The organism is Synechococcus sp. RC10B2 (assembly GCF_047502635.1).
Genome location: NZ_JANSHO010000082.1, coordinates 1 through 19,571 on the forward strand (window position 1 = coordinate 1; position 19,571 = coordinate 19,571).

Here is a 19,571-nt window from a genome sequence, read left to right on the forward strand (position 1 = left end):
CTAGCTCGGTGCCAGGCTCATCTCTCCACACCAACCCCCCAATACAAGGGGGGTTAATTTTCATCTGGGGGTAAAACTTACGGGAAGTTTCTCCCTTGAGCTCGCCGTAAGAGTTCTGTGCGTTCCAGATGGTTGAAGATGTGCGTGATCAGCTCTGGACCGACGATGGGTTTACCAACGAAGTCATCCTCTCCCGCTTGAAAGACTTGTTCGAGTGTGTGAGGGTCTGGGTGGGCGATTAGGAAGAGTATCGGGATCTTGCTCCAATCTCGGTCGTTTAATTCCGACATTATTTGATTAAGCTGCTCCCAAAAGTCTTTTGGGATCGAGAGGGAGTACAGGTCAAGTCTCCAGGGATCCAGTGGTTCTCTCAGCGCAAGGACGAATGACTTGTTGTCATCCACAACTAAAATCCTTTTTCTCTCGAGGTTTGAGGCTTCATTTTTGGCATAATCTAGTTGCTCGTTGAGAATCTTAAAGATAGCATCTGGGTCAATAGGCTTTTGCAAGAGCATGCGCTTGAGATCAGCATCTTTCGTTAGCAAAATGAGGAGAGGCAGATTTCGATTCCACCGAGATGGTGCTGGTTCGATCAATGTCCGGCCCAAGTATCTGGGCTTGGGCCGTCGACGGGGGCAAGAACCGAACCTTGGCTTAGCCAGTTTTTAAGGCAATAGGTAGCCCGGCAGTCGTCCTCGTTGTAGATGAGCGACTGCTCCAAATAGCGGCGATCTCGTGTTTCCAGCCACTGGCTGTACCAGTAGATGGAGTGGGCCCCACTGCCCTCGGGTAGTCGCCACTTAAACCCCAGCCAGCGAGCGATGTTTTTCAGGGAGTAGCTCTCGATGGGTAGCACTACCGAGCGCTGAACCCAGCTGTGCAAATCTACAAAGCGCTTCAGCAGTTGCCGCACCTCTCGGGGATCCGTTTGGTGCTGCTCCCCCAGTCGCCGACAAGTCTGTACTTCAAAGCTGTGAAAATGATAGATGGGGGCCTCAGGGTAGCGTTGAACTAGCTGTAGGAATTGTTGCCAGGCTTGCCCTTCCTCTCGCGGCTCAGCAGCTAGGCAACTGTAGTAGTTGACAACCTTGTTCTCCTCTGCTTGTTCTACCACGAGCAAGCCCAGTAGGTAAGCGACGTTGTGGCGGGGATCCGCCTCGATATCGAAGTACAGCTCCACGGGCGCTGTCGGCAGAGCCTGAGGCGGGGATTGCAGCCAGAGGGGCTTGCGGCTGAGGGTGGCACGGGCTTGAAGCTGCAGTTGCAGGGCCACGCCGGCTCCCAGCTTGGGGATAGCCTGGAGCATCTCCAGGCGAGCGTTAGCTAAAGCCTCAATCGAATGGATCCCTGCCTCCTGCAAAAGGGGATAGCGGGATCCGGTTACGCCCGGCAGCAGGCTGAGGGGCTGGGCGACGGCATTCAACTGCCGACAGTGCTCCCGCCAGTGACAAAGATGACAGCGGCTGCGGGCCATAAACACCTGCGGCGGCTCCGCCTGCTCAAGGGAGTGCAGATAATCTTGCAGCAAGCGACGCACCTGGGTGCGGCGTCGGCTGAGGTGAACAAGGTGCCACTTCCCGTCTTTTAAGATCAAGAAGCCGCATTTGGGTACCTGACCCTGCAGGGATCCAAGCAACTCGGCCTGCAACGCCAACAACAACTCGTACTCCGGCTTGGGGCGCTTGCCAATGCGAATGTGAACCGGTAGGTAGGAGAGCTGGCCCTTGCCGATACTGGAGGGATCCCGAATCAAGAGATCCAGTGAGCTGCTTACCCAAACGGAACGAAACTCTGGAATAGCCTCAGGCGGCAGCGCAAGGCTGGAGGATGTCTTGTCGGTGGAGTTGTCTTCGGTGAGCTCCACCTCTGTCTCAAGGGAGGGGGCGAGGGCAACTTCAGAGTCGGTAGGCTCCGCCTCTGCCGCTCCCTCCGGATCCACTTCCCAAAACAGCTTTGCGACGACTTGGCCGCCGTAGATCCGCTCCGCCCCTGCTGCCATAGCTGCTAAGAGAGCTTCATTGCCCGGCGCCACCTCTTCTCCCGGAAATCGCTCCAGCACAGCAGCTTGCAGGGCTTGACGATCCCGACGCCATTGCTCCAGCAGGCTTTCCGGCGGCAGCTTGGCTTCTTGAGGCCCAAAGCGATCTAGGTAGGGCAGGCGCCGACAGCGAAAAAAGGCCAGCAACTCTTCTGCGTCAACAGAACCCTGCTGGAACTCCAACGGCGGACAACCTCAGCTCTGCTGCCATTTTGGCACGCCTTTTGGGGATCCCTTACGACCTGGGATCTTGAGCTGACAAAAGGTGAGGGATATTGACGGCTTCAGCCAAAGTCAGTACCGCCCCTACCAGGCGATCGAGGCGGAAATCAATTTGGTCAAATCGGTCTCTGTTTTGCATCTGGCTATTGCTGCGTTTTGTTGGCTGGGGAAAAGCTGGGGCTTGACCCCACCTTGCCTCTTCATTGTTGCTCAGCAGCTAGGCCAATGCCTGAGCTGTTCTGCGCAATTTGCTGGGCTAGGTGTGGTTTTGTCAATACTGGGTCTCGTTCACCATTTTCAATGCTGACGGGAAAACGATGATGAGCGAGATCACAGCCCTAGAGAAGTTGAAAAAGCAAAAGGAGACCGCCCAAGGGCTCCCCGCCAGAAACCTGTTTTGGGGGGCTGCCCTGGCGTATGCTAAAGGAGAAAGATTTCTTTACACCCGCAGATGGAGCCGACTGTAAGCGCTCTTTCGATGGCCCCGGCCCTGTCCCAGACCCAGCCGGCGGCAGTGGAAATGCAGGGGGTGTGGAAGCGTTTTGGGCAGCAGGTGGCGGTTCAGGACTTGAGCCTGCGGATCCCGCAGGGGGAGGTGTTTGCCCTGCTAGGGCCCAACGGCGCCGGCAAATCCACCACCATCCGCATGCTCACCAGCCTGACCCGCCCCAGCCAGGGATCCATCCGCGTAGGGGGGTATGATGTGGTGCGGGATCCCTTGGCGGTGCGGCGGCAGATCGGCGTGGTGTTGCAGCCCATCACCCTGGAAGCAGAGCTGACGGTTTGGGAAAACCTGGAGTTCCATGGGCGCATGCACCACATCCCCAACCCGGAGCGGCAGCAGCGCATCGACGAGTGGCTGGAGTACGTGAAGCTGGCCGACCGGCGGCACGACAAAGTGAAGACCCTCTCCGGCGGCATGAAGCGGCGCCTCCAGGTGGCCAGGGCGCTGTTGCACCGGCCTCAAATTTTGTTTTTGGACGAGCCAACCGTTGGGTTGGATCCCCAGGCGCGGCGGCTGCTGTGGGAGATCCTGCGGGATCTGAACCGGCAGGGGATGACCTTGCTGATTACCACCCACTACATGGAAGAGGCCGAGGAGCTGTGTGACCGCATCGGCATCATGGACGGCGGGAAGCTAATCGAGCTGGGCAGCACCGACCAGTTGCGGGCCAAGTACGGAGAAGCCCTGCTGGTGCGCTCCCGCCCTGGCCAGGAGGTGAGCTACACCTTTTTCCCCAGCTTGGCGGAGGCCCAGCGGCAGTTGGAAGCGGAACCCGACAAAACCGGCCTGATGGTGCGCCCTGCCAACTTAGAAGATATTTTTGTACGCTTGACGGGCCGTCGCCTGGATTAGCGCGCCCTCAGCCTCAACCTCTCTCCTTCGGAAAGAGGGAGGTTACGGTTTTTCCTCTCCCCATCCCTCCTTTGGAGTGGGGGGCTCGAACTTGTAGCCAACTCCGCGCACGGTGCGGATCAGCTCCGGTTGGCTGGTATCGGTTTCCAGCTTCTTGCGAATTTGGCCGATGTGGACATCGACCACCCGTTCATCTCCCTCGTGGTTAAAATCCCACACCTCTTGAATCAGCTCAGACCGTCGCCACACCCGTCCTGGGTGTCGAGCCATGGCGTAGAGCAAATCAAACTCTAGAGCGGTCAGGTTAATCGGGCGACGGTCACGGATAACTTCTCGGGTGGTCGGGTCGATCACCAAGGAGGGAAAAGTCAAAACCGGCGCGCTGCCTGTTTCCGTTCTCGTCCGCCCTCGGCGCAGGATAGCCTGTACCCGCGCCTGTAACTCCGGCAGGCTGAAGGGTTTGGTCAGGTAGTCATCTGCGCCTAGCTGAAATCCTTGCAGCTTGTCGGCAGGATTCACTCGGCTGGTTAACATCAACACATACACGCCGGTCTCTTTTTGCATCTGCTGGCAAAGGTCGTAGCCGCTCACATCCGGCAAATTCAGATCCAAAATCACCAAGCCTGGCTGAAAAGCGCGCAACTGCTGGAGGCCCTCGGCCCCCGTCGTCGCTACCTCGACTGAGTACCCCTGCCGCTGCAAATACCGCTTGAGCAGCGCGCAAATGCTGGGATCGTCATCGATGATGAGGATGCGTAACATGGCAGCTTGACGCTCTCACAGTCAGCACGAGGCAGAGTTGTAGAAAAGCCCTGCCCGCAGGGCAAACGCATTTTGCGCCTGGGCAGGAGAGGGCAGCCCATCCAGACTACAACAGATAGCTTCAAGTTTTTACATTACCCATTGGATTGCACCAGGAGCTTGGCCTTTCTGGAACCCTCTTTCTCTGGGTAAATCAAGGGAGGCTAACCCAAGAATCTCAGGCATTATTCATTCTACTGGGTTGTCCGGAGGAAAGGGAAAGGGTAAGGTAAAAGGGATTCGCGCAGCAGCTTCTTGCCCGCAGAGAGAAGCCCATTCAAAAACCTCGCCACTTCTGTACTTGCAGGCCAAACCTTAAAGTTGCACGCCGGTTTATCCCAGAAGCCTATGTACAATCCCAACGAAGTCTTTCGCAAAGATATCCAGTTGGCCCTCTTCACCTGGGGGATCCTGGAGCTGGCCTGTTTTGTCATCATGCCGTTTACCCGGGCCTACGAGTATGCGCAGGTAGCGGATTGGCTGTGGCCTTCGCTGGTTTTGGGACCGGTGGGGGCGGTGGTGGTGGCCTTTTGCTCAAAGCTCACAGTAGCTGCTAATTACATCCCCGACCCGAAAAAGAAAAGGGCCCAGCGACAAATTGCCCAGGTCATCAGTTTCTTCGGCTTCCTGGGCTTGGCCTTGCCCTTGCTCCTGGCCGGGTGGACATTTGGCCACGAGGTTCTCACCACCGACTGGGAGAATATGTTCACTAAGTAGAAACTAAACTTGCTACTGATTTGCTCCAGACAGCGTTGCCCCTGGGTAGGTGGCTTCCCAAGGCAGTACACAGAGGCGAAACTAGAAGTACCAGAGATGCTCTGGTACTTGCAAGCGTTGGCAAAGCCCTTTGCTTTCGTCTCCGGCTTTTGGGAGCTGAGTTTTGGATGGCTAACTACCCAATGCGAGGCCGTTCTTCTCCTGCTGCCAGCGGTTTTCCCTTCGGCACCTTAATGGCACTGAGCCTCTCGGTTGGGGTCTTGGCTGCTCTGGGTTGGCAGGCGTGGCGGTTCATTGCCCCCCTGCTGGCTCCTCCTGCGGCGCCTCAGTTTCCTCGCGCGGTGCGTGTGGATCCCTTACCCAGCCCGACAAGTTTGCCTTCCTCCCCCTCTGTTCGCGTCAGTGGGACGGAGTCCTTGCCGGCGGCGGGCACCATCGACCCTGAGGCCTTTCCCCCCGGCAGCCGCGGGCGGGTAATCGAGCCCATAGGTCTAGCCATTCGCAGCCAGCCTTCTGCTGACGGAGCCTACCAAGGGGGAATTGTGGCGGGGGAAACGGTGACGGTGCTGGAGTACAGCGCTGATGGCCGCTGGCAGCGGGTGCGGCGGGAGCTAAACGGCCAGGAAGGCTGGGTGCGGGCCGGCAATTTGGGCCCCGTGGAGGGTGGGGCAGCGGTTGCTTCAGCCACAACTGCTGCAACGCCTGCGGTCGAATCCACACCAGAGTCCACTCCTTTGCCGACTCGGCCCCCCGCAGCAACAAGCATTGCCCCAGGTGCGCAGGGGCGGGTGATCGAGCCGATTGGCCTGGCGCTACGGGCCACTCCCGACCGGGAAGGGGCTTACATTGGTGGCCTGCCCATGAATGAGGTGGTGACGGTGTTGGAGTACAGCGCCGATGGCCGCTGGCAGCGCATCCGGCGCCAGAACGGGCAGGAAGGTTGGGTGCGGGCCGGCAACCTGGCGCAAGAGTAGCAAGATGCCCCGGTGGGGGATTGTAGGTTGGCGAGAGCTTGTGGTTGGCTGGGACAGTACCGCCAGCCGCTGTCGGGAGGGGCAGGCGCGCTAGCGGGAGGGAGTTCTTACACTGGTGGCAGCACCTGATGTCTTGGTTTCAGTGGTCATTGCTGCGACCCCTGGCCAAAGGGATGGTTCTGGTGGCCCTGGGTCTGGGAGCCGGCATGACGGCTTGTCGCCCGCCTGTCGAGCCGGGGCCAGCCAGGGATGGGCAGGCGATCTCTGCCTCGGCTACGGGCACGCTGGAGCTGTGGGCCAACGGCGAAGCGTTCCTGCGGGAGGGGCTGGTCTCCAAAGAGGGCTGGGCGTTGCAGTTTGAGCATGTGTACGTGACGCTGGCGGACATTACGGCCTACCAGACGGATCCCCCTTTTGATCCGCAAGGGGAAGGCGAGCTCGAGGCCAAGGCCTTGGTCAGCCTGACAGGGCCTCTTACGGTGGATTTGGTGCCGGAGCGAGCCCTGCTGGGATCCCTGGAAGCCCCCCCTGGGCACTACAACGCCCTGGCCTGGCGCCTAGTGCCGGCAGCGGAGGGGCCAGCAAAGGGCTACTCCCTCTGGATCGAGGGCAGAGCTCGACCGGCAGAAGGGGAGGGAGAGGCGATCCCCTTTGTGCTCAAGTTCAGCCCCGAGCTGGCTTTTGTCTGCGGCGAGTACGTGGGGGAGACGCGCAAGGGCTTTGTCCGGGCAGGCCAGGTGGCGGATCTGGAGGCGACTTTCCACTTCGACCACCTGTTTGGGAATGGCAGCCTGCCTCCCAAGGACGACCTCAACTCAGCGGCGCTGGGGTTTGCCTCCCTTGTGAAGTTGGACCCAGTCGACCCAGTCTCCCTCGAGCAAGGGCTAAAGGCGGGATCCCAGCCGCTGGAGGTGGACTGGGGCAGCCTGCAGGAGGGATCCCCTAGGGCCCAGGCCGTCTTGCAGAGCCTGCAGAGCTTGGGGCACGTGGGAGAGGGCCACTGCCGCGCCTCCTCTGGCGGCCTCGGCGGGACGGGATCCTTGCCTTAGGTTTTAGGCCTGGGTGGCTTTTGAGATCGAAGGGTGTCCTCTGTCTTTTGCTGACCGATGAACTCAGTCTGGCCAAAGCGCATCCCTTTTTCCCCTTCCTGGCAACTGAGCTGGTTGGCCTTGGGCCTGCTCCTATCTCCGCCGGCTTGGGGCCATGGGGTGGAGGCCTCTTGGCGGGCTGTTCCCACCTTTGAGATCCAGGCCCGCTACGATTCCGGCGAGCCGATGCGTTTTGCCCGAGTTACGGTGTTTGCGCCCACCAATCCCACTCTCCCCTGGCAGGAGGGAGAGACAGACGGAGAGGGCCGGTTTTGGCTGCAGCCGGATCCTGAGCTTAAGGGACTGTGGCAGGTGCGCATTCGCCAGGCCGGCCACGGCGGGGTGGTGAACGTGCCGGTGGGCGAGGAGGGTATGCAGGCAGAAGGGATCCCCAGCCCCTCCTCCCCTGGCTTTGGCCCCCTGCAGCGGGGGGTTATGGCTGCCTGTGTTATCTGGGGCTGTTTGGGCACGGCCCTGTTTTTTTCCCGGCCCCGCCCCTTCCAAGGCCCAGAACTCCCCGACTCCCCAGTGGATGCTGCCGCTTTGAGCCAAGACTAGCCATGCACATCAGCGAGGGCCTTTTGCCAGCACCGCTTTGGCTGGGGGGTTATGGCATCACTGCCCTGCTTACGGGTTGGAGCCTACACCTCCTCCAGCGGTTGGAAAAGGATCCCCGCCGCCAGCTCCCCAAGGCAGCGCTGCTCACGGCGGCCTTTTTTGTCGCCTCCTCCCTTCACCTGCCTTTTCCCCCGGCCAGCCTGCACCTGCTGCTCAATGGGCTGATGGGCGTGATGCTGGGGGCCTTGGCCTACCCGGCAATTGTGGTGGGCCTGTTTTTTCAGGCGGTGGCTTTTGGGCATGGGGGGTTGACCACCCTGGGGATCAACGCCGCCATTATGGGGATCCCGGCGCTTCTGGCAGGAGGGATCTTCCGGGCAAGCCGGCGCTGGTTGGGCACGGGCTGGGCCGCTTTTTGGGCGGGAGCGGTGGGGGTGGTGCTGGCGGCGCTGCTGTTTTACGGCGTGGTGCTGGCGGCGCTGCGCAGGGAGGGGATCCCTTCCACCTCGGCAGAGCACCTGGCTCTGACCAGTTTGGTAGCTGCCCACCTGCCGCTGGCGGTGGTGGAGGGGCTGTTTACCCGTTGGGTGGTGGGGTTTTTGCAGCGGGTGCAGCCGGAGCTGCTGGGAGAAGATGCCCAAAGATAGGGCTGAGGCTGTTCATCCCTGTCGTCGGGCCATGCCGGTTAGGGAGAGGATGCTTTCTTCACAAGCTCCCCTGCCGCCGCCCCCTTCTTGGCTGCACCGCTGGCGGCCCCTGCCCAAGCTGGTTGGCCTGCTGGCACTGATGGCGGCCTTTGCCCAGGTGCAGCGCCTGGCCTTGCTACCCCTGGTCTGGGCGGTGGTGGCTTTTCTCTGGGGGCTCTCCGGATTGCCTCTGCGCCGAGGGCTCAGACGCCTGGCCGCTCCCGGCGTTCTGTTGATAGCCTTTGTCCTCTTCCTGCCCTTTGCCGTTGGGGACACCCTCCTCTGGCGCTGGGGATCCCTGGCTTTGCGCTGGGAGGGGCTGGAGAGGGCCCTCTGCCTTGGCGGGCGCAGCCTGGCGCTTTTAGCGCTGGCGACGCTGCTGTTGGAGACCACTCCCCTACCGGCCCTGTTGGCAGCTTTGCGGGCGCTGGGGATCCCCGACCTCCTCCTGGAACTGGCCTGGCTAACCCAGCGCTATTTGCAGGAAGTGGGCAGCCAGTGGCAGCGGATGCAGCGGGCCGCGCGGCTGAGGGGCTGGCGACCGCGGGGATCCCTGTGGCAGCCTGGGCCAACTTGGCGGCAAGACCTGCCCTTTCTGGCTGCTGCCGTGGGCACTTTGTTGGTTCGCAGCTACGAACGTTCGCAGCGAGTTTACCAGGCGCTGCGCCTGCGGGGCTACGGGCGGGCGCCCTTGGTGCCGCCAGCGGCTGGCGGGGATCCCTGCAGTTGGGCGGCCACCGGGCTGGCGCTGGCAGTGGCTGTTGGCTTGGTTTTGGTTAACTTTGGGGGCTATCCCGATTGAGCGGGTTGGCAGCGAGTTAGACAAGATAGACGGTTCTCTTCCCCGCCTTTAAAAGCAAAACCCAACTAGAACTAGAATAAGAAGGCTTTAATCTTCTCAGCTCTTGTCGCCATTTGCGCGTCCTCTCCTGGGGCTATGAACTGGTTAGAAACCGCTTTGTCTACCTCTTCCCTCAAGGAAGCGCCGGCTGTTGCCGTTTTGCACCTGGGCTGTGAGAAAAACCGGGTGGACACCGAGCACATGCTGGGCCTGCTGGCCCAGGCAGGCTACCGGGTGGAGGGCGACGAAGACAGCGCCGACTACGTCATCGTCAACACCTGCAGCTTCATCGAAGCGGCGCGGCGGGAGTCGGTCAGCACCCTGATGGAGCTGGCGGTGCAGGGCAAGAAGATCATCATCGCTGGTTGCCTGGCGCAGCACTTCCAAGAGGAGCTGCTGCGGGAGATCCCCGAGGCGGTGGCCATCGTCGGCACCGGCGACTACCACCAGATTGTCCAGGTTATCCAGCGGGCAGAGCGGGGAGAGCGGGTTAACGCCGTTACCTCGAGCTTAGATTACATTGCCGACGAGACCGTCCCCCGCTATCGCACCACCCATGCCCCGGTGGCCTACCTGCGGGTGGCGGAAGGGTGTGATTACCGCTGCTCCTTCTGCATCATCCCCCACCTGCGGGGAAAGCAACGCTCCCGCCCCATCGAGTCCATTCTGCGGGAAGCAGAACAACTGGCTGCAGAAGGGGTGCAGGAGCTAATCCTCATTTCCCAGATCACCACCAACTACGGGCTCGACCTCTACGGGGAGCCGCGGCTGGCCGAGCTTATCCGCGCTCTGGGCCAGATCCCCATCCCCTGGATCCGCATGCTCTATGCCTACCCCACGGGCATTACGCCGGCGGTGGTGGAGGCCATTCAGGAGACGCCCAATTTCTTGCTCTATCTGGATCTGCCGCTGCAGCACAGCCACCCAGCGATCCTCAAGGCCATGAACCGCCCCTGGCAGGGCCAGGTTAACGACCGGCTCATCGAACGGCTGCGCCAGGCCCTGCCCAAGGCTGTCCTGCGCACCAGCTTTATCGTCGGCTTTCCCGGCGAGACGGAGGAGCACTTCCAGCATCTTTTGGAGTTTGTCCAGCGCCACCAATTTGACCATGTGGGGGTGTTCACCTTTTCCCCGGAAGAGGGCACGCCCGCCTACCATCTGCCCCAGCAGGTGCCGGAGCCCCTCAAGGAAGAGCGCCGCGCCCGCCTGATGCAGCTGCAGCAAGGGATCGCCTTCCGCCGCAACCGCGAGCAGGTGGGGCAGGTGGTGCCTGTGCTTTTGGAGCAGGAAAACCCCCGCACCGGCGAGTGGATTGGCCGTTCCCCCCGCTTTGCCCCTGAGGTGGACGGGGTGGTGTATGTGCGCGGGCCGGGATCCCTGGGATCCCTGGTGCCGGTCCAGATTACGCGGGCCGAGCCCTACGATCTCTTTGGCCAGGTGGTGGAGGCGCCAGCAGGCTTTAGCTGGAGCGGACGGTAGAATAATTCGGTTGAACTTCGGAAAGGCGAGATGGCCAGTGCAGATGAGCTGAAACAGGCGGCAGCCCAAGCGGCGGCCCAAAAGGTGCAGTCGGGCATGGTGGTGGGGCTGGGCACGGGATCCACAGCCGCCTTTGCTGTGGGCGCCCTAGCCCAGCGAATGCAAAAGGAGGGGCTGCAGTTCATTGGGGTGCCCACTTCCGAGCGCACGGCAGAACAGGCCCGCTCTCTAGGGATCCCGCTGGCCACGCTGGAGGAGCAGCCGCGCCTAGATCTTGCCATCGATGGAGCCGACGAAATCGAAGTGGGATCCCTCAACCTCATCAAGGGGGCAGGGGGAGCTCTGCTGCGGGAGAAACTGGTGGAGGCCAGCGCTGCTGAGCTCATCATCATCGCCGATGCCTCCAAAAAGGTGGCCCACCTGGGCACCCGCTTCCCGGTGCCGGTGGAGGTGGTGCGCTTTGGCTGGAAGACGACCCTAGCGCGGGTGGAGGCCCTGGGCTGTCAGGCGGTGCTGCGGCGCACTGCCGAGGGGGATCCCTACCTCACCGACGAGCAGCACTACATCCTCGACTGCCAGTTTGGCCCCATCGCCAATCCGGCCAAGCTGGCCGAGCAGCTCAAGGGAACGGTGGGGGTAGTGGAGCACGGCCTGTTTATCGGCATGGCCACCGAGGCCATTATTGCTGGCCCTGGAGGGATCGAGACGCTGTGGCGGCCGTAGGGGCCAGTTCGGCTGCTAGCAGGATGGCCTGCTTGAGGCTCTCGGCGCGGGCTACCCCCTGCCCGGCTAGGTCAAAGGCAGTGCCGTGGTCGGGGGAGGTGCGAATAAAGGGCAACCCCAGGGTTAGGTTGACGGCCCGGTCAAACGCCAGCAGCTTCACGGGGATCAGGCCTTGGTCGTGGTAGAGAGCCAGGTAGGCATCGGCCACAGCAGGAGCTCCTTGACCATACCAGGCCTGGGCGGGCGCTAGCCACATGGTATCGGGGGGAAGCGGCCCCCAGATTTTGGCGTGGGGATAGGTTCTTAGCAGCTCCGCCAGCCACGTTTTCTCTTCCTGCCCAAGCTGCCCCTGCTCGCCAGCATGGGGGTTAAGGCCAGCCACAGCAATCACCGGATTGACAATCCCAAAGAGCTTACGCAGGGATCCAACCAGCAAGTCCAACTTCGCGCGCACCAGCTCCGGGGTAAGGGTGAGGGGCACCTGGCTCAGGGGGATGTGGGTGGTGGCCAGCAAAACCCGGATCTGCCAGCCGCTGTGGGGAGAACGGGCCACAAACAGCATGCCGTAGCGCTCGCTCCCGCTGAGCTGGGCCAGAACTTCTGTTTGGCCAGGGAAGGGGTAGCCCGCCTGGTGCCAGAGGTATTTGGCAATGGGAGCGGTCACGATCCCCTGGAACTGGCCCCGCAGCGCTTCTTCAATAGCTGTTTTCAGGTAGGCAAAGCTGGCCGCCCCGCTTGCGACATCCCCCCGGCCCACGCGCGACAGCTCTAGGTAGAAGCCGCTGCCGCCCTCCAGCACCGGGATCCCTGCCGGGTCGGCCAGGTCGGTTGCCCCTCGCTGGCGCAGAAGGCAGTAGGTAGCTTCCAAAACCTGCCGCTCGCCCACCACCGTTATCTGGGCGCAGGCCTGCACCTGGGGATCCGCCAGCGCCTTGAGCACAATCTCTGGCCCAATCCCCGCCGGATCTCCCAATGTCAGGGCTAGCTTCGGCAGCAGCAAGCTCATTTTCTATTTCTAGTCCAATTTCTAGGGATCCCCCCGAAGGGGGAACCTATTAGAGAAGGATTTATCAAGGAAGAGCTGTTGGGCGTTTCCAATTTCTAGGGATCCCCCCGAAGGGGGAACTACTACAACCGATGAAAAGGACACAAGCTGTTTCATCGACTGGAGTTTCCAATTTCTAGGGATCCCCCCGAAGGGGGAACTTGCCCTGAATGGGCAACCTCGTGTTTGATCTAGTCGTTTCCAATTTCTAGGGATCCCCCCGAAGGGGGAACTTAAATTCGCTGCCCGACATGAGGACGGGTGGTACATCGAGTTTCCAATTTCTAGGGATCCCCCCGAAGGGGGAACTTTTTTACATATGGTAGTAATGACTTCTTCTACATTTGTAGTTTCCAATTTCTAGGGATCCCCCCGAAGGGGGAACCCGTTTAAAGTGTACCCTCAAAACGATACCCAGTGTTTCCAATTTCTAGGGATCCCCCCGAAGGGGGAACGGTTCGGCAGATTGCCGGGAAAACGATGTATTGGAACGTTTCCAATTTCTAGGGATCCCCCCGAAGGGGGAACGTGGCAATGCATATCCCCCCTGCCACTTAGGTCAAGTTTCCAATTTCTAGGGATCCCCCCGAAGGGGGAACGTTAATAATAACAGTTTCCTTCAGCTGAGATATTGGAGTTTCCAATTTCTAGGGATCCCCCCGAAGGGGGAACATCGGTAAGCCTTACAAAGACGTCGCCGATTATCCGTTTCCAATTTCTAGGGATCCCCCCGAAGGGGGAACTTTGAGATCGGAGCTTTGCTTATTAACACCACCGGCAGAGTGTGTTTCCAATTTCTAGGGATCCCCCCGAAGGGGGAACTCCAGCATGCACGCATCGACGGGGAGACCAATGAGAAGTTTCCAATTTCTAGGGATCCCCCCGAAGGGGGAACAAGGTGCTTTTGGAGCAAGCGAGGCGCTACGGTTTACTGTTTCCAATTTCTAGGGATCCCCCCGAAGGGGGAACATGGCCGTACAGGCCTGTGTTGTAGCCCAGAAGCAGTTTCCAATTTCTAGGGATCCCCCCGAAGGGGGAACGTCACTGGATTGTACTGGAACAGGGCTGGAACAGAGGTTTCCAATTTCTAGGGATCCCCCCGAAGGGGGAACCATGGGCTGTGCTCCATGCAGTCACAGAGGGTAAAAGTTTCCAATTTCTAGGGATTCCCCCGAAGGGGGAACTAGGAGGTTATCTATGCCCACCTTCATCAACCTAACCCCGTTTCCAATTTCTAGGGATCCCCCCGAAGGGGGAACACCTAGTCCCATACAAGTGGGAGTAGCTAGTTAAAGTTTCCAATTTCTAGGGATCCCCCCGAAGGGGGAACCAGAATGGGTGCTCTCCAAATTCTGTGAGTTAAGAAAGTTTCCAATTTCTAGGGATCCCCCCGAAGGGGGAACTCTACCCTTATTAAACCCAAGCGGGGCAAGGAATGCAAGGCCTATTTGCGAGGGGGTCGGTCGAAAACGGCAAAAAAGGGCCCCGAAGAGGGGGGGTGAGAGGCCTGAAAGCCTTGTGGCGCAAGGCATCGAGCGGGTCAACGAAAGAATCGGCCTTTGCGGGTTTTGGCGAGGCGCTCGCAGAGCTGCTGATACCGTTTTGGTGTGCTTTTGGCAACATGACCGGGGTTGGGATCCCTAGGGGCGAGGTGCCCTGTCCAGCGGGTTGTCTGCCAGCGGATCCCTGCCGGCAAAATGGTTTAATGGAAACTTAGCAACATTTTTGAGCAGCGGTTGCCCTCTATGGCCGAGACCTTCCTTTACAATGCCTTGCGTGCCGCCCTCGACGAAGAGATGGCCAGGGATCCCAATGTGTTTGTTCTGGGAGAGGATGTGGGCCACTACGGCGGCTCCTACAAAGTCACCAAAGACCTATATCGCAAATACGGGGAGATGCGCCTCCTGGATACCCCCATTTGCGAAAACAGCTTCACCGGCTTGGCCATCGGGGCAGCCATGACCGGCTTGCGGCCTGTGGTGGAAGGGATGAACATGGGCTTTTTGCTCCTGGCCTTTAACCAAATTGCCAACAATGCCGGCATGCTGCGCTACACGTCCGGCGGCAACTTCAAGATCCCGCTGGTGATCCGCGGGCCAGGCGGGGTGGGACGCCAATTGGGAGCCGAGCACTCGCAGCGGCTGGAGGCTTACTTTCAGGCAGTGCCGGGTCTGAAGATCGTCGCCTGTTCCACCCCTTACAACGCCAAGGGTCTGCTCAAGTCGGCCATCCGCGACGACAACCCCGTTCTCTTTTTCGAGCATGTGCTCCTCTACAACCTCAAAGAAGACCTGCCGGAGGAGGAGTACCTCTTGCCCCTGGACAAGGCGGAAGTTGTCCGCACGGGATCTGACGTTACCATCCTCACCTACTCGCGCATGCGCCACCACGTGCTTAAGGCCGTGGACACCCTGCTGGAGCAGGAGATCGATCCGGAAGTGATCGACTTGATCTCCCTCAAGCCCCTCGATATGGAGACGATTGCTGCTTCGGTGCGCAAAACCCACCGGGTGGTCATCGTGGAAGAAGACATGAAAACGGGCGGCATTGGGGCAGAGCTGACGGCCCGCATCATGGAAGAACTCTTCGACGAGCTGGACGCGCCCGTAGTGCGCCTGGCCTCCCAAGACATTCCCACCCCCTACAACGGCACGCTAGAAGCGGCCACCATTGTGCAGCCGGCAGATATTGTGGCAGCGGTGGAGCGGCTCCTCTACGGATGAGACTCTTGCCTGCTGGCAGGCAGTAGCCGGAGGGCGGGGAGTGCCTGCGCCCTTTTGCAAGATACCTATCCCAACCCCAAGGCGGTGTTGCTGGGGGAGAGCCGGTTCCAAATGCTGCCGGCCCGCTATCCCTAGGCGGCTCTGGAAGTGGGGAGGTGATCCTGAAAATCCTGCTGGTCGAACAGGTACACCGTGCGAATCGGGTAGGGAATGACCAATCCGGCCCGGTCACAGGCCTGCTTGAGGGCGATATCACCTGAGTGCGGACGCGGCGCACCTCCGCCTTGCGAGGCCGAGTCCAGTAGCGCACCACAAAATCGATGGAGCTGTCGCCAAAGCCGACGATGTCCAGCTCAAAGGGGGCTCCGCCAGCACTCCCTCCACGCCTTGCATCGCCTCCAGCAGCACCTCCAAGGCTTTGGGCAGGGGTGTGTTGTAGTCGAGGCCAATCTCCAGATCGGTGCGGCGAAAGGGGCGATCGGTTAAGACCGTGATCGGGCTGGTGGGGATCACCACCCGTTCTCCTTGGTAGGTGCGAATCTGGGTGGAGCGAATGCTGATTTCCTCAACTGTACCTTCAAAATCCCCGACGACAATCTGGTCATTGAGTTGAAAAGGCTCGTTCAAAAGCAGCAGCACGCCCGCCAGGAAGTTCTTGAAAATATCTTGAAAAGCAAAACCGATGGCCACCGACCCTAACCCCAACAGCCCGATCAGATCTCCCAGGCGCAGATCTGGGAAAGCCACCACGCTGGCTGCCAGGATCCCTGCCACCCAAGCACCCACTTGGCTGACTTGCACCAGCAGCATTTGTAGGGAAGGGCTGGGGATCCACCGGTTGGCTGCGGATCCCGCCAGGCGCCGCACGGCCCGAACGCCATCTCTAGAAGACTGCGGTTGATGGTTTGCAGTAGTTCGTTCATATCTTCACCCTTGCTACGCTATCGATCACGATGAACGCCAGAGAACGCCATTCGACTTCGGCGGGAACACTCGATCAGGACTCAGGGAGGCTCTCTGTGGGTTCCGCCTCAGCTGGTATCCGCCACGGCTTAGGTTCTGCTGTGCTTGCTACCCTGAAAGAGCCACTCTGCCGCAAGATAGGTTTCAGGGCCGCAGCATGGCCAACTACGACTGGATCGTCGTCGGCGGCGGGATCACGGGGGCAGCCTTGAGCTACGAGCTGGCCCGCCAGGGGGGATCCGTTCTCCTCGTTGAGAAGGAAGCGCTGCCGTCCAGTGCCACTCGCTACAGCTACGGTGGCCTGGCCCATTGGGCCGGGAAAACCCCCCTGCTCAAAGCCCTGGGGGAAGAAGGGATCCAGCGCTACCGCACCCTGTCAGAGGAGCTGGAGGCGGATCTTCAATTTCGCGAGCTGGATCTGCTCATGCCCGTTGCCCCTGGCTACAGGATGGAGGCAGTGGAAGCCGATCTGGCCGACTGTCGCATCCCACCGCAGCGAATTTCTGTAGAGGCGGCCTGTGAGCTAGAGCCGCTTTTAAACCCTGCCGCCCTCGAGGGTGTACTCTGGGCGCGGCATGGCCACATCCACCCCTGGTTGACGACGCTGGCTTTTCAGAAGGCTTTCCAACGCCTAGGGGGATCCCTCCTCTTGCAAACCGTAAGGGCCTTGCGGCGCCAGGGCCGGCGCATTACGGGCGTGGAGACGGATACCGACTTCTGCGGAGCGGCTCAGGTGGTGGTGTGCGCCGGCGGCTGGACACGGGCTTTGTTGCGCCAGGCCGGGATCTGGGCTCCTATCTACTTCACCCACGCCGAATCCCTGGAGCTGGATCCTGCGGAGGTGCGGTTGAGAGCCATCGTCATGGGCGCGCCCGTGCAGCGTTTGGAGCTGGAGCGGCAAGCTGGCCGCCCCGACCGGGATCCCCTCTGGGACCAGCCGGGACAGGAGCTCTGCCCGCCCATCCTGGATGTCGGGATCGTGCAGTTTCTCGACGGCAGCCTTCGCCTGGGGCAGATTAGTCGGGTGCTGACGGATCCCATGGCCGAGGTAGATGCCGCTGCCAGCGAAGCCCAGATCCGGGAACAGGCCGGTCGCTACCTGCCTCAGGTGGCCCGCCTGCCTGGGCGGTGGTATCACTGCTTGGTGGCCTTCAGCGCCGATCACCAGCCTTTGGTGGGATCCCTGCCCGGCTGGGAAGGGCTGCAGCTCTTCTCCGGCTTCAGCAGCCCTTTGGCCATCCTGCCGGCCCTGGCTCGCCGCTTTGCCCAGCAGGCCTATGGACAAGAGGATGAGTGGCTCCCCAGCCTCTCGCCAGCGCGCTTTGCTGGGCCCTCACCCCCTGCCCCGCTCCCTTAGGGAGAAGAGCCCCCCTAGTCTTCAGCCAGCGGTGCCTCCAGCAGGTCTTCCAGGTTGAGTTGCACCTGGCGCTGCAAGGCCTGAATAGCCTGATATTCCTGTTGAATGCTGGCCTGGTACTGGGCAGCCAGAGCGGTGTTGCCCTCGGAAAAGGCCTGATCCCAGAGCTGCGTCCAGTAGCGGTAGCGCTTCTGGCGAATTTCCAACTCCATGTTGGCCAAGGCAGCCCGCACCACCAGGCGCGGACGCATCAGGGCCAAGCGGGTATTTTCGTCCAGCCAGAGCAGGTGGCTGAGGCGCTCGTTGAGGTCCTCGTCTTGGGCGCAGAGGGTGCGCAGGGCGGTCAGGAGACCCTCCTCCTCGTCTTCCAGCTCCGGCTGGGCCGAGAGCAGCTCCAAGATCCGCTGCCACAGCTCCCGGTGGGGACGGAAGCTAAACTGCAGCTCCCGCTCCATCAAGGTTTGGCGGATCTCGCGGCGGTACTCGGCAAAGTGCAAAAAGATCTGCAGAAGGTGGGACTCCGATTGCAAAAGTTTGCATCCCTTGGGGGCAGCAAGTTGCCGGGGTTTGGACCAGCGGTACTGGCGCACGGCCCGGCGCAGGTCCTCTTCCAGATCGCGGCAGAGGCGAGCGTTGCCCCGGCTGAGCAATTCCGCCACTTTGTGGATGTACAGAGAGCGCCATTGCCCGCCCAAACCAGCCAGCAGTTGTACCAGCGCCTGATAGGCCTGTTGGAAATCGGCACCTTGAGCGAGATCCCGACCGGCCAGCACCTGGTCAATTTGCCAATCTAGCCACAGGGGAGCCTGAGCCAGCAGGGCCTCAAATGCGGAGACCGAGTGCTGCCGCAGGAACTCGTCGGCATCTTTCCCGGCAGGAAGGGTGAGGATGCGCAGCTCGATTTCCCCCCGCCGCGCCTGCTCTTCAATGGCCTCGATGGCCCGCTTGGCGGCATTCAACCCAGCGCGGTCGGCATCGAAGTTGAGAATCAGCCGCTTGGACTGGGTATAGCGCAGCAGAGTCTTGACCTGGTGCGGCGTCAAGGCTGTGCCCATCGCGGCTACGGCATAGGCGATGCCGGCTTGGTGCAGGGCGATGACATCGAAATAGCCTTCCACCACCAAGACTTGGTCGGCTTTGGCAATGGCCTCGCGGGCAAAGTTGAGACCATAGACCACCTGGCCCTTGTTGAAAAGTTCCGTTTCCGGGGAGTTGAGGTACTTGGGCTGCTCCTCTCCCAGGGCTCTGCCGGCAAAGCCAATGACCCGCCCCTGCAAATCGAAAATGGGCAGCATGATGCGGTTGCGGAAGCGGTCGTAATGGCCGGATCCCTGCTGGCGCGGCACCAGCAAGCCGGCTTCTTCTAGAAGTTTGACCGGCTGGCGCTTTTGGTTGACCAGGTACTCGTAGAGCGAGTGCCAGCCGGGGGGAGCAAAGCCGATTTGAAATTTTTGCAAGGTCTCTTCGCTCAGGCGGCGGCTGTGCAGGTACTGGCGGGCGGCGGATCCTATCTGGGAGCGGAGAGCATGCCGATAGAAATCGGCAGCCAGGGCCAAAATCTCCAGCAGCTTTTCCCGGTGGGAGAGTTGGCGCTCGTAGTCCTGGGAGAGGGATCCCTTGGGCTCCGGCACATGGTAGCGGCGGGCCAGGTGGCGCACCCCCTCGGCAAAGGAAAGGCCCTCTATCTGGCTGACAAAGCGGATGACATCTCCCCCCGCCCCGCAGGCAAAGCACTTGTAGATCTGCTTGCTGGGGCTGACCTGAAAGCTGGGCTTGTGGTCGTTGTGGAAAGGGCAGAGGCCGACGAAATTCTTGCCCTGCTTGCGCAACACCACCTTTTCGGCCACCACCTCGACGATGTCGGCCTTCTGGCGCACCAACTGGATGAACTCCGGCGGCAGACTGCTCATGGCCCTGGGGATCCTGCACCCTATGGTACCTGCAGGGGAGTTGACAGGCTGTCTTTTGACCTAACCTGACCTAGTGGAGATAATGGTCT

At 60.7% G+C, this 19,571-nt stretch carries 17 protein-coding genes and 1 CRISPR repeat array; of the genes, 11 read left to right on the top strand and 6 right to left on the bottom strand.

Going from position 1 to position 19,571, the window contains the following annotated elements:
* Positions 1 to 77: 77 nt before the first annotated feature.
* Together NW855_RS13170 and NW855_RS13175 are read right to left on the bottom strand one after the other, a co-directional pair.
* Positions 78 to 515: a response regulator gene (locus tag NW855_RS13170; protein ID WP_099812879.1), complete on the bottom strand. Its 438-nt coding sequence runs from the start codon at positions 513 to 515 to the stop codon at positions 78 to 80.
* A gap of 77 nt (positions 516 to 592) precedes the next feature.
* The gene (locus NW855_RS13175; RefSeq protein ID WP_240527826.1) at positions 593 to 2,221 is read right to left on the bottom strand and encodes a TM0106 family RecB-like putative nuclease; all 1,629 of its coding nucleotides are present in this window, start codon (positions 2,219 to 2,221) and stop codon (positions 593 to 595) included.
* Positions 2,222 to 2,711: 490 nt separating this feature from the next.
* Between NW855_RS13175 and NW855_RS13180 the strand changes: the two genes are divergently transcribed.
* A complete protein-coding gene (locus tag NW855_RS13180; RefSeq protein ID WP_240527937.1) occupies positions 2,712 to 3,617 on the top strand; it encodes an ABC transporter ATP-binding protein in 906 nt (301 codons plus the stop codon).
* 42 nt (positions 3,618 to 3,659) lie between these two features.
* On the opposite strand, the gene NW855_RS13185 is transcribed toward NW855_RS13180, so the two are convergent.
* Positions 3,660 to 4,379, bottom strand: a complete 720-nt coding sequence (locus NW855_RS13185) for a response regulator transcription factor (RefSeq protein ID WP_011431117.1) — start codon at positions 4,377 to 4,379, stop codon at positions 3,660 to 3,662.
* 387 nt (positions 4,380 to 4,766) lie between these two features.
* Between NW855_RS13185 and NW855_RS13190 the strand changes: the two genes are divergently transcribed.
* The 8 genes from NW855_RS13190 (at position 4,767) to rpiA (ending at position 11,484) form a co-directional block, all read left to right on the top strand.
* Entirely contained in the window at positions 4,767 to 5,135 is a 369-nt protein-coding gene (locus NW855_RS13190; protein WP_099812877.1) for a hypothetical protein, read from the top strand.
* Positions 5,136 to 5,302: 167 nt separating this feature from the next.
* Complete coding sequence (locus NW855_RS13195; protein ID WP_011431119.1) at positions 5,303 to 6,109, top strand: SH3 domain-containing protein; 807 nt, start codon at positions 5,303 to 5,305, stop codon at positions 6,107 to 6,109.
* A 128-nt stretch (positions 6,110 to 6,237) separates the two neighbouring features.
* The gene (locus tag NW855_RS13200; protein ID WP_414402810.1) at positions 6,238 to 7,158 is read left to right on the top strand and encodes a hypothetical protein; all 921 of its coding nucleotides are present in this window, start codon (positions 6,238 to 6,240) and stop codon (positions 7,156 to 7,158) included.
* Between the two features lie 57 nt (positions 7,159 to 7,215).
* Positions 7,216 to 7,755, top strand: coding sequence for a hypothetical protein (locus NW855_RS13205; protein WP_011431121.1), 540 nt, complete (start codon positions 7,216 to 7,218; stop codon positions 7,753 to 7,755).
* A 2-nt stretch (positions 7,756 to 7,757) separates the two neighbouring features.
* Positions 7,758 to 8,402, top strand: a complete 645-nt coding sequence (cbiM, locus tag NW855_RS13210) for a cobalt transporter CbiM (RefSeq protein ID WP_099812876.1) — start codon at positions 7,758 to 7,760, stop codon at positions 8,400 to 8,402.
* Positions 8,403 to 8,451: 49 nt separating this feature from the next.
* Positions 8,452 to 9,243 (top strand): cobalt ECF transporter T component CbiQ, encoded by a 792-nt coding sequence (gene cbiQ, locus NW855_RS13215; protein ID WP_099812875.1) that lies wholly within the window; start codon positions 8,452 to 8,454, stop codon positions 9,241 to 9,243.
* Between the two features lie 135 nt (positions 9,244 to 9,378).
* Positions 9,379 to 10,761 (top strand): 30S ribosomal protein S12 methylthiotransferase RimO, encoded by a 1,383-nt coding sequence (gene rimO, locus NW855_RS13220; RefSeq protein ID WP_049749783.1) that lies wholly within the window; start codon positions 9,379 to 9,381, stop codon positions 10,759 to 10,761.
* A gap of 30 nt (positions 10,762 to 10,791) precedes the next feature.
* Entirely contained in the window at positions 10,792 to 11,484 is a 693-nt protein-coding gene (gene rpiA / locus NW855_RS13225; RefSeq protein WP_414508898.1) for a ribose-5-phosphate isomerase RpiA, read from the top strand.
* Here rpiA and pdxA read toward each other — a convergent pair.
* Complete coding sequence (gene pdxA, locus NW855_RS13230) at positions 11,441 to 12,490, bottom strand: 4-hydroxythreonine-4-phosphate dehydrogenase PdxA (protein WP_414508899.1); 1,050 nt, start codon at positions 12,488 to 12,490, stop codon at positions 11,441 to 11,443. The two genes, rpiA and pdxA, sit on opposite strands and share 44 nt — an antisense overlap.
* A gap of 10 nt (positions 12,491 to 12,500) precedes the next feature.
* A CRISPR array of direct repeats spans positions 12,501 to 13,932; the repeat unit is 36 nt; unit sequence GTTTCCAATTTCTAGGGATCCCCCCGAAGGGGGAAC.
* A gap of 342 nt (positions 13,933 to 14,274) precedes the next feature.
* On the opposite strand from pdxA, the gene NW855_RS13235 reads away from it, so the two are divergent.
* Complete coding sequence (locus NW855_RS13235) at positions 14,275 to 15,252, top strand: alpha-ketoacid dehydrogenase subunit beta (protein ID WP_011431127.1); 978 nt, start codon at positions 14,275 to 14,277, stop codon at positions 15,250 to 15,252.
* A 252-nt stretch (positions 15,253 to 15,504) separates the two neighbouring features.
* On the opposite strand, the gene NW855_RS13240 is transcribed toward NW855_RS13235, so the two are convergent.
* Positions 15,505 to 16,119: a mechanosensitive ion channel domain-containing protein gene (locus NW855_RS13240; RefSeq protein ID WP_049749784.1), complete on the bottom strand. Its 615-nt coding sequence runs from the start codon at positions 16,117 to 16,119 to the stop codon at positions 15,505 to 15,507.
* A 253-nt stretch (positions 16,120 to 16,372) separates the two neighbouring features.
* Between NW855_RS13240 and NW855_RS13245 the strand changes: the two genes are divergently transcribed.
* Positions 16,373 to 17,572, top strand: a complete 1,200-nt coding sequence (locus tag NW855_RS13245) for an NAD(P)/FAD-dependent oxidoreductase (RefSeq protein ID WP_099812872.1) — start codon at positions 16,373 to 16,375, stop codon at positions 17,570 to 17,572.
* Positions 17,573 to 17,586: 14 nt separating this feature from the next.
* Here the strand turns inward: NW855_RS13245 and dnaG are convergent, their stop codons facing one another.
* Positions 17,587 to 19,482 (bottom strand): DNA primase, encoded by a 1,896-nt coding sequence (gene dnaG / locus NW855_RS13250; protein ID WP_414508900.1) that lies wholly within the window; start codon positions 19,480 to 19,482, stop codon positions 17,587 to 17,589.
* Between the last annotated feature and the right edge of the window lie 89 nt (positions 19,483 to 19,571).

Bases quoted from the DNA above. Each gene is read 5' to 3' on its own strand.
- NW855_RS13180 (WP_240527937.1), top strand. From the start codon at position 2,712: ATGGAGCCGACTGTAAGCGCTCTTTCGATGGCCCCGGCCCTGTCCCAG.
- pdxA (WP_414508899.1), bottom strand. From the start codon at position 12,490: ATGAGCTTGCTGCTGCCGAAGCTAGCCCTGACATTGGGAGATCCGGCG.
- cbiM (WP_099812876.1), top strand. From the start codon at position 7,758: ATGCACATCAGCGAGGGCCTTTTGCCAGCACCGCTTTGGCTGGGGGGT.
- dnaG (WP_414508900.1), bottom strand. From the start codon at position 19,482: ATGAGCAGTCTGCCGCCGGAGTTCATCCAGTTGGTGCGCCAGAAGGCC.
- NW855_RS13195 (WP_011431119.1), top strand. From the start codon at position 5,303: ATGGCTAACTACCCAATGCGAGGCCGTTCTTCTCCTGCTGCCAGCGGT.
- NW855_RS13205 (WP_011431121.1), top strand. From the start codon at position 7,216: ATGAACTCAGTCTGGCCAAAGCGCATCCCTTTTTCCCCTTCCTGGCAA.
- NW855_RS13190 (WP_099812877.1), top strand. From the start codon at position 4,767: ATGTACAATCCCAACGAAGTCTTTCGCAAAGATATCCAGTTGGCCCTC.
- NW855_RS13170 (WP_099812879.1), bottom strand. From the start codon at position 515: ATGCTCTTGCAAAAGCCTATTGACCCAGATGCTATCTTTAAGATTCTC.
- NW855_RS13185 (WP_011431117.1), bottom strand. From the start codon at position 4,379: ATGTTACGCATCCTCATCATCGATGACGATCCCAGCATTTGCGCGCTG.
- cbiQ (WP_099812875.1), top strand. From the start codon at position 8,452: ATGCTTTCTTCACAAGCTCCCCTGCCGCCGCCCCCTTCTTGGCTGCAC.
- rpiA (WP_414508898.1), top strand. From the start codon at position 10,792: ATGGCCAGTGCAGATGAGCTGAAACAGGCGGCAGCCCAAGCGGCGGCC.
- rimO (WP_049749783.1), top strand. From the start codon at position 9,379: ATGAACTGGTTAGAAACCGCTTTGTCTACCTCTTCCCTCAAGGAAGCG.
- NW855_RS13200 (WP_414402810.1), top strand. From the start codon at position 6,238: ATGTCTTGGTTTCAGTGGTCATTGCTGCGACCCCTGGCCAAAGGGATG.
- NW855_RS13245 (WP_099812872.1), top strand. From the start codon at position 16,373: ATGGCCAACTACGACTGGATCGTCGTCGGCGGCGGGATCACGGGGGCA.
- NW855_RS13235 (WP_011431127.1), top strand. From the start codon at position 14,275: ATGGCCGAGACCTTCCTTTACAATGCCTTGCGTGCCGCCCTCGACGAA.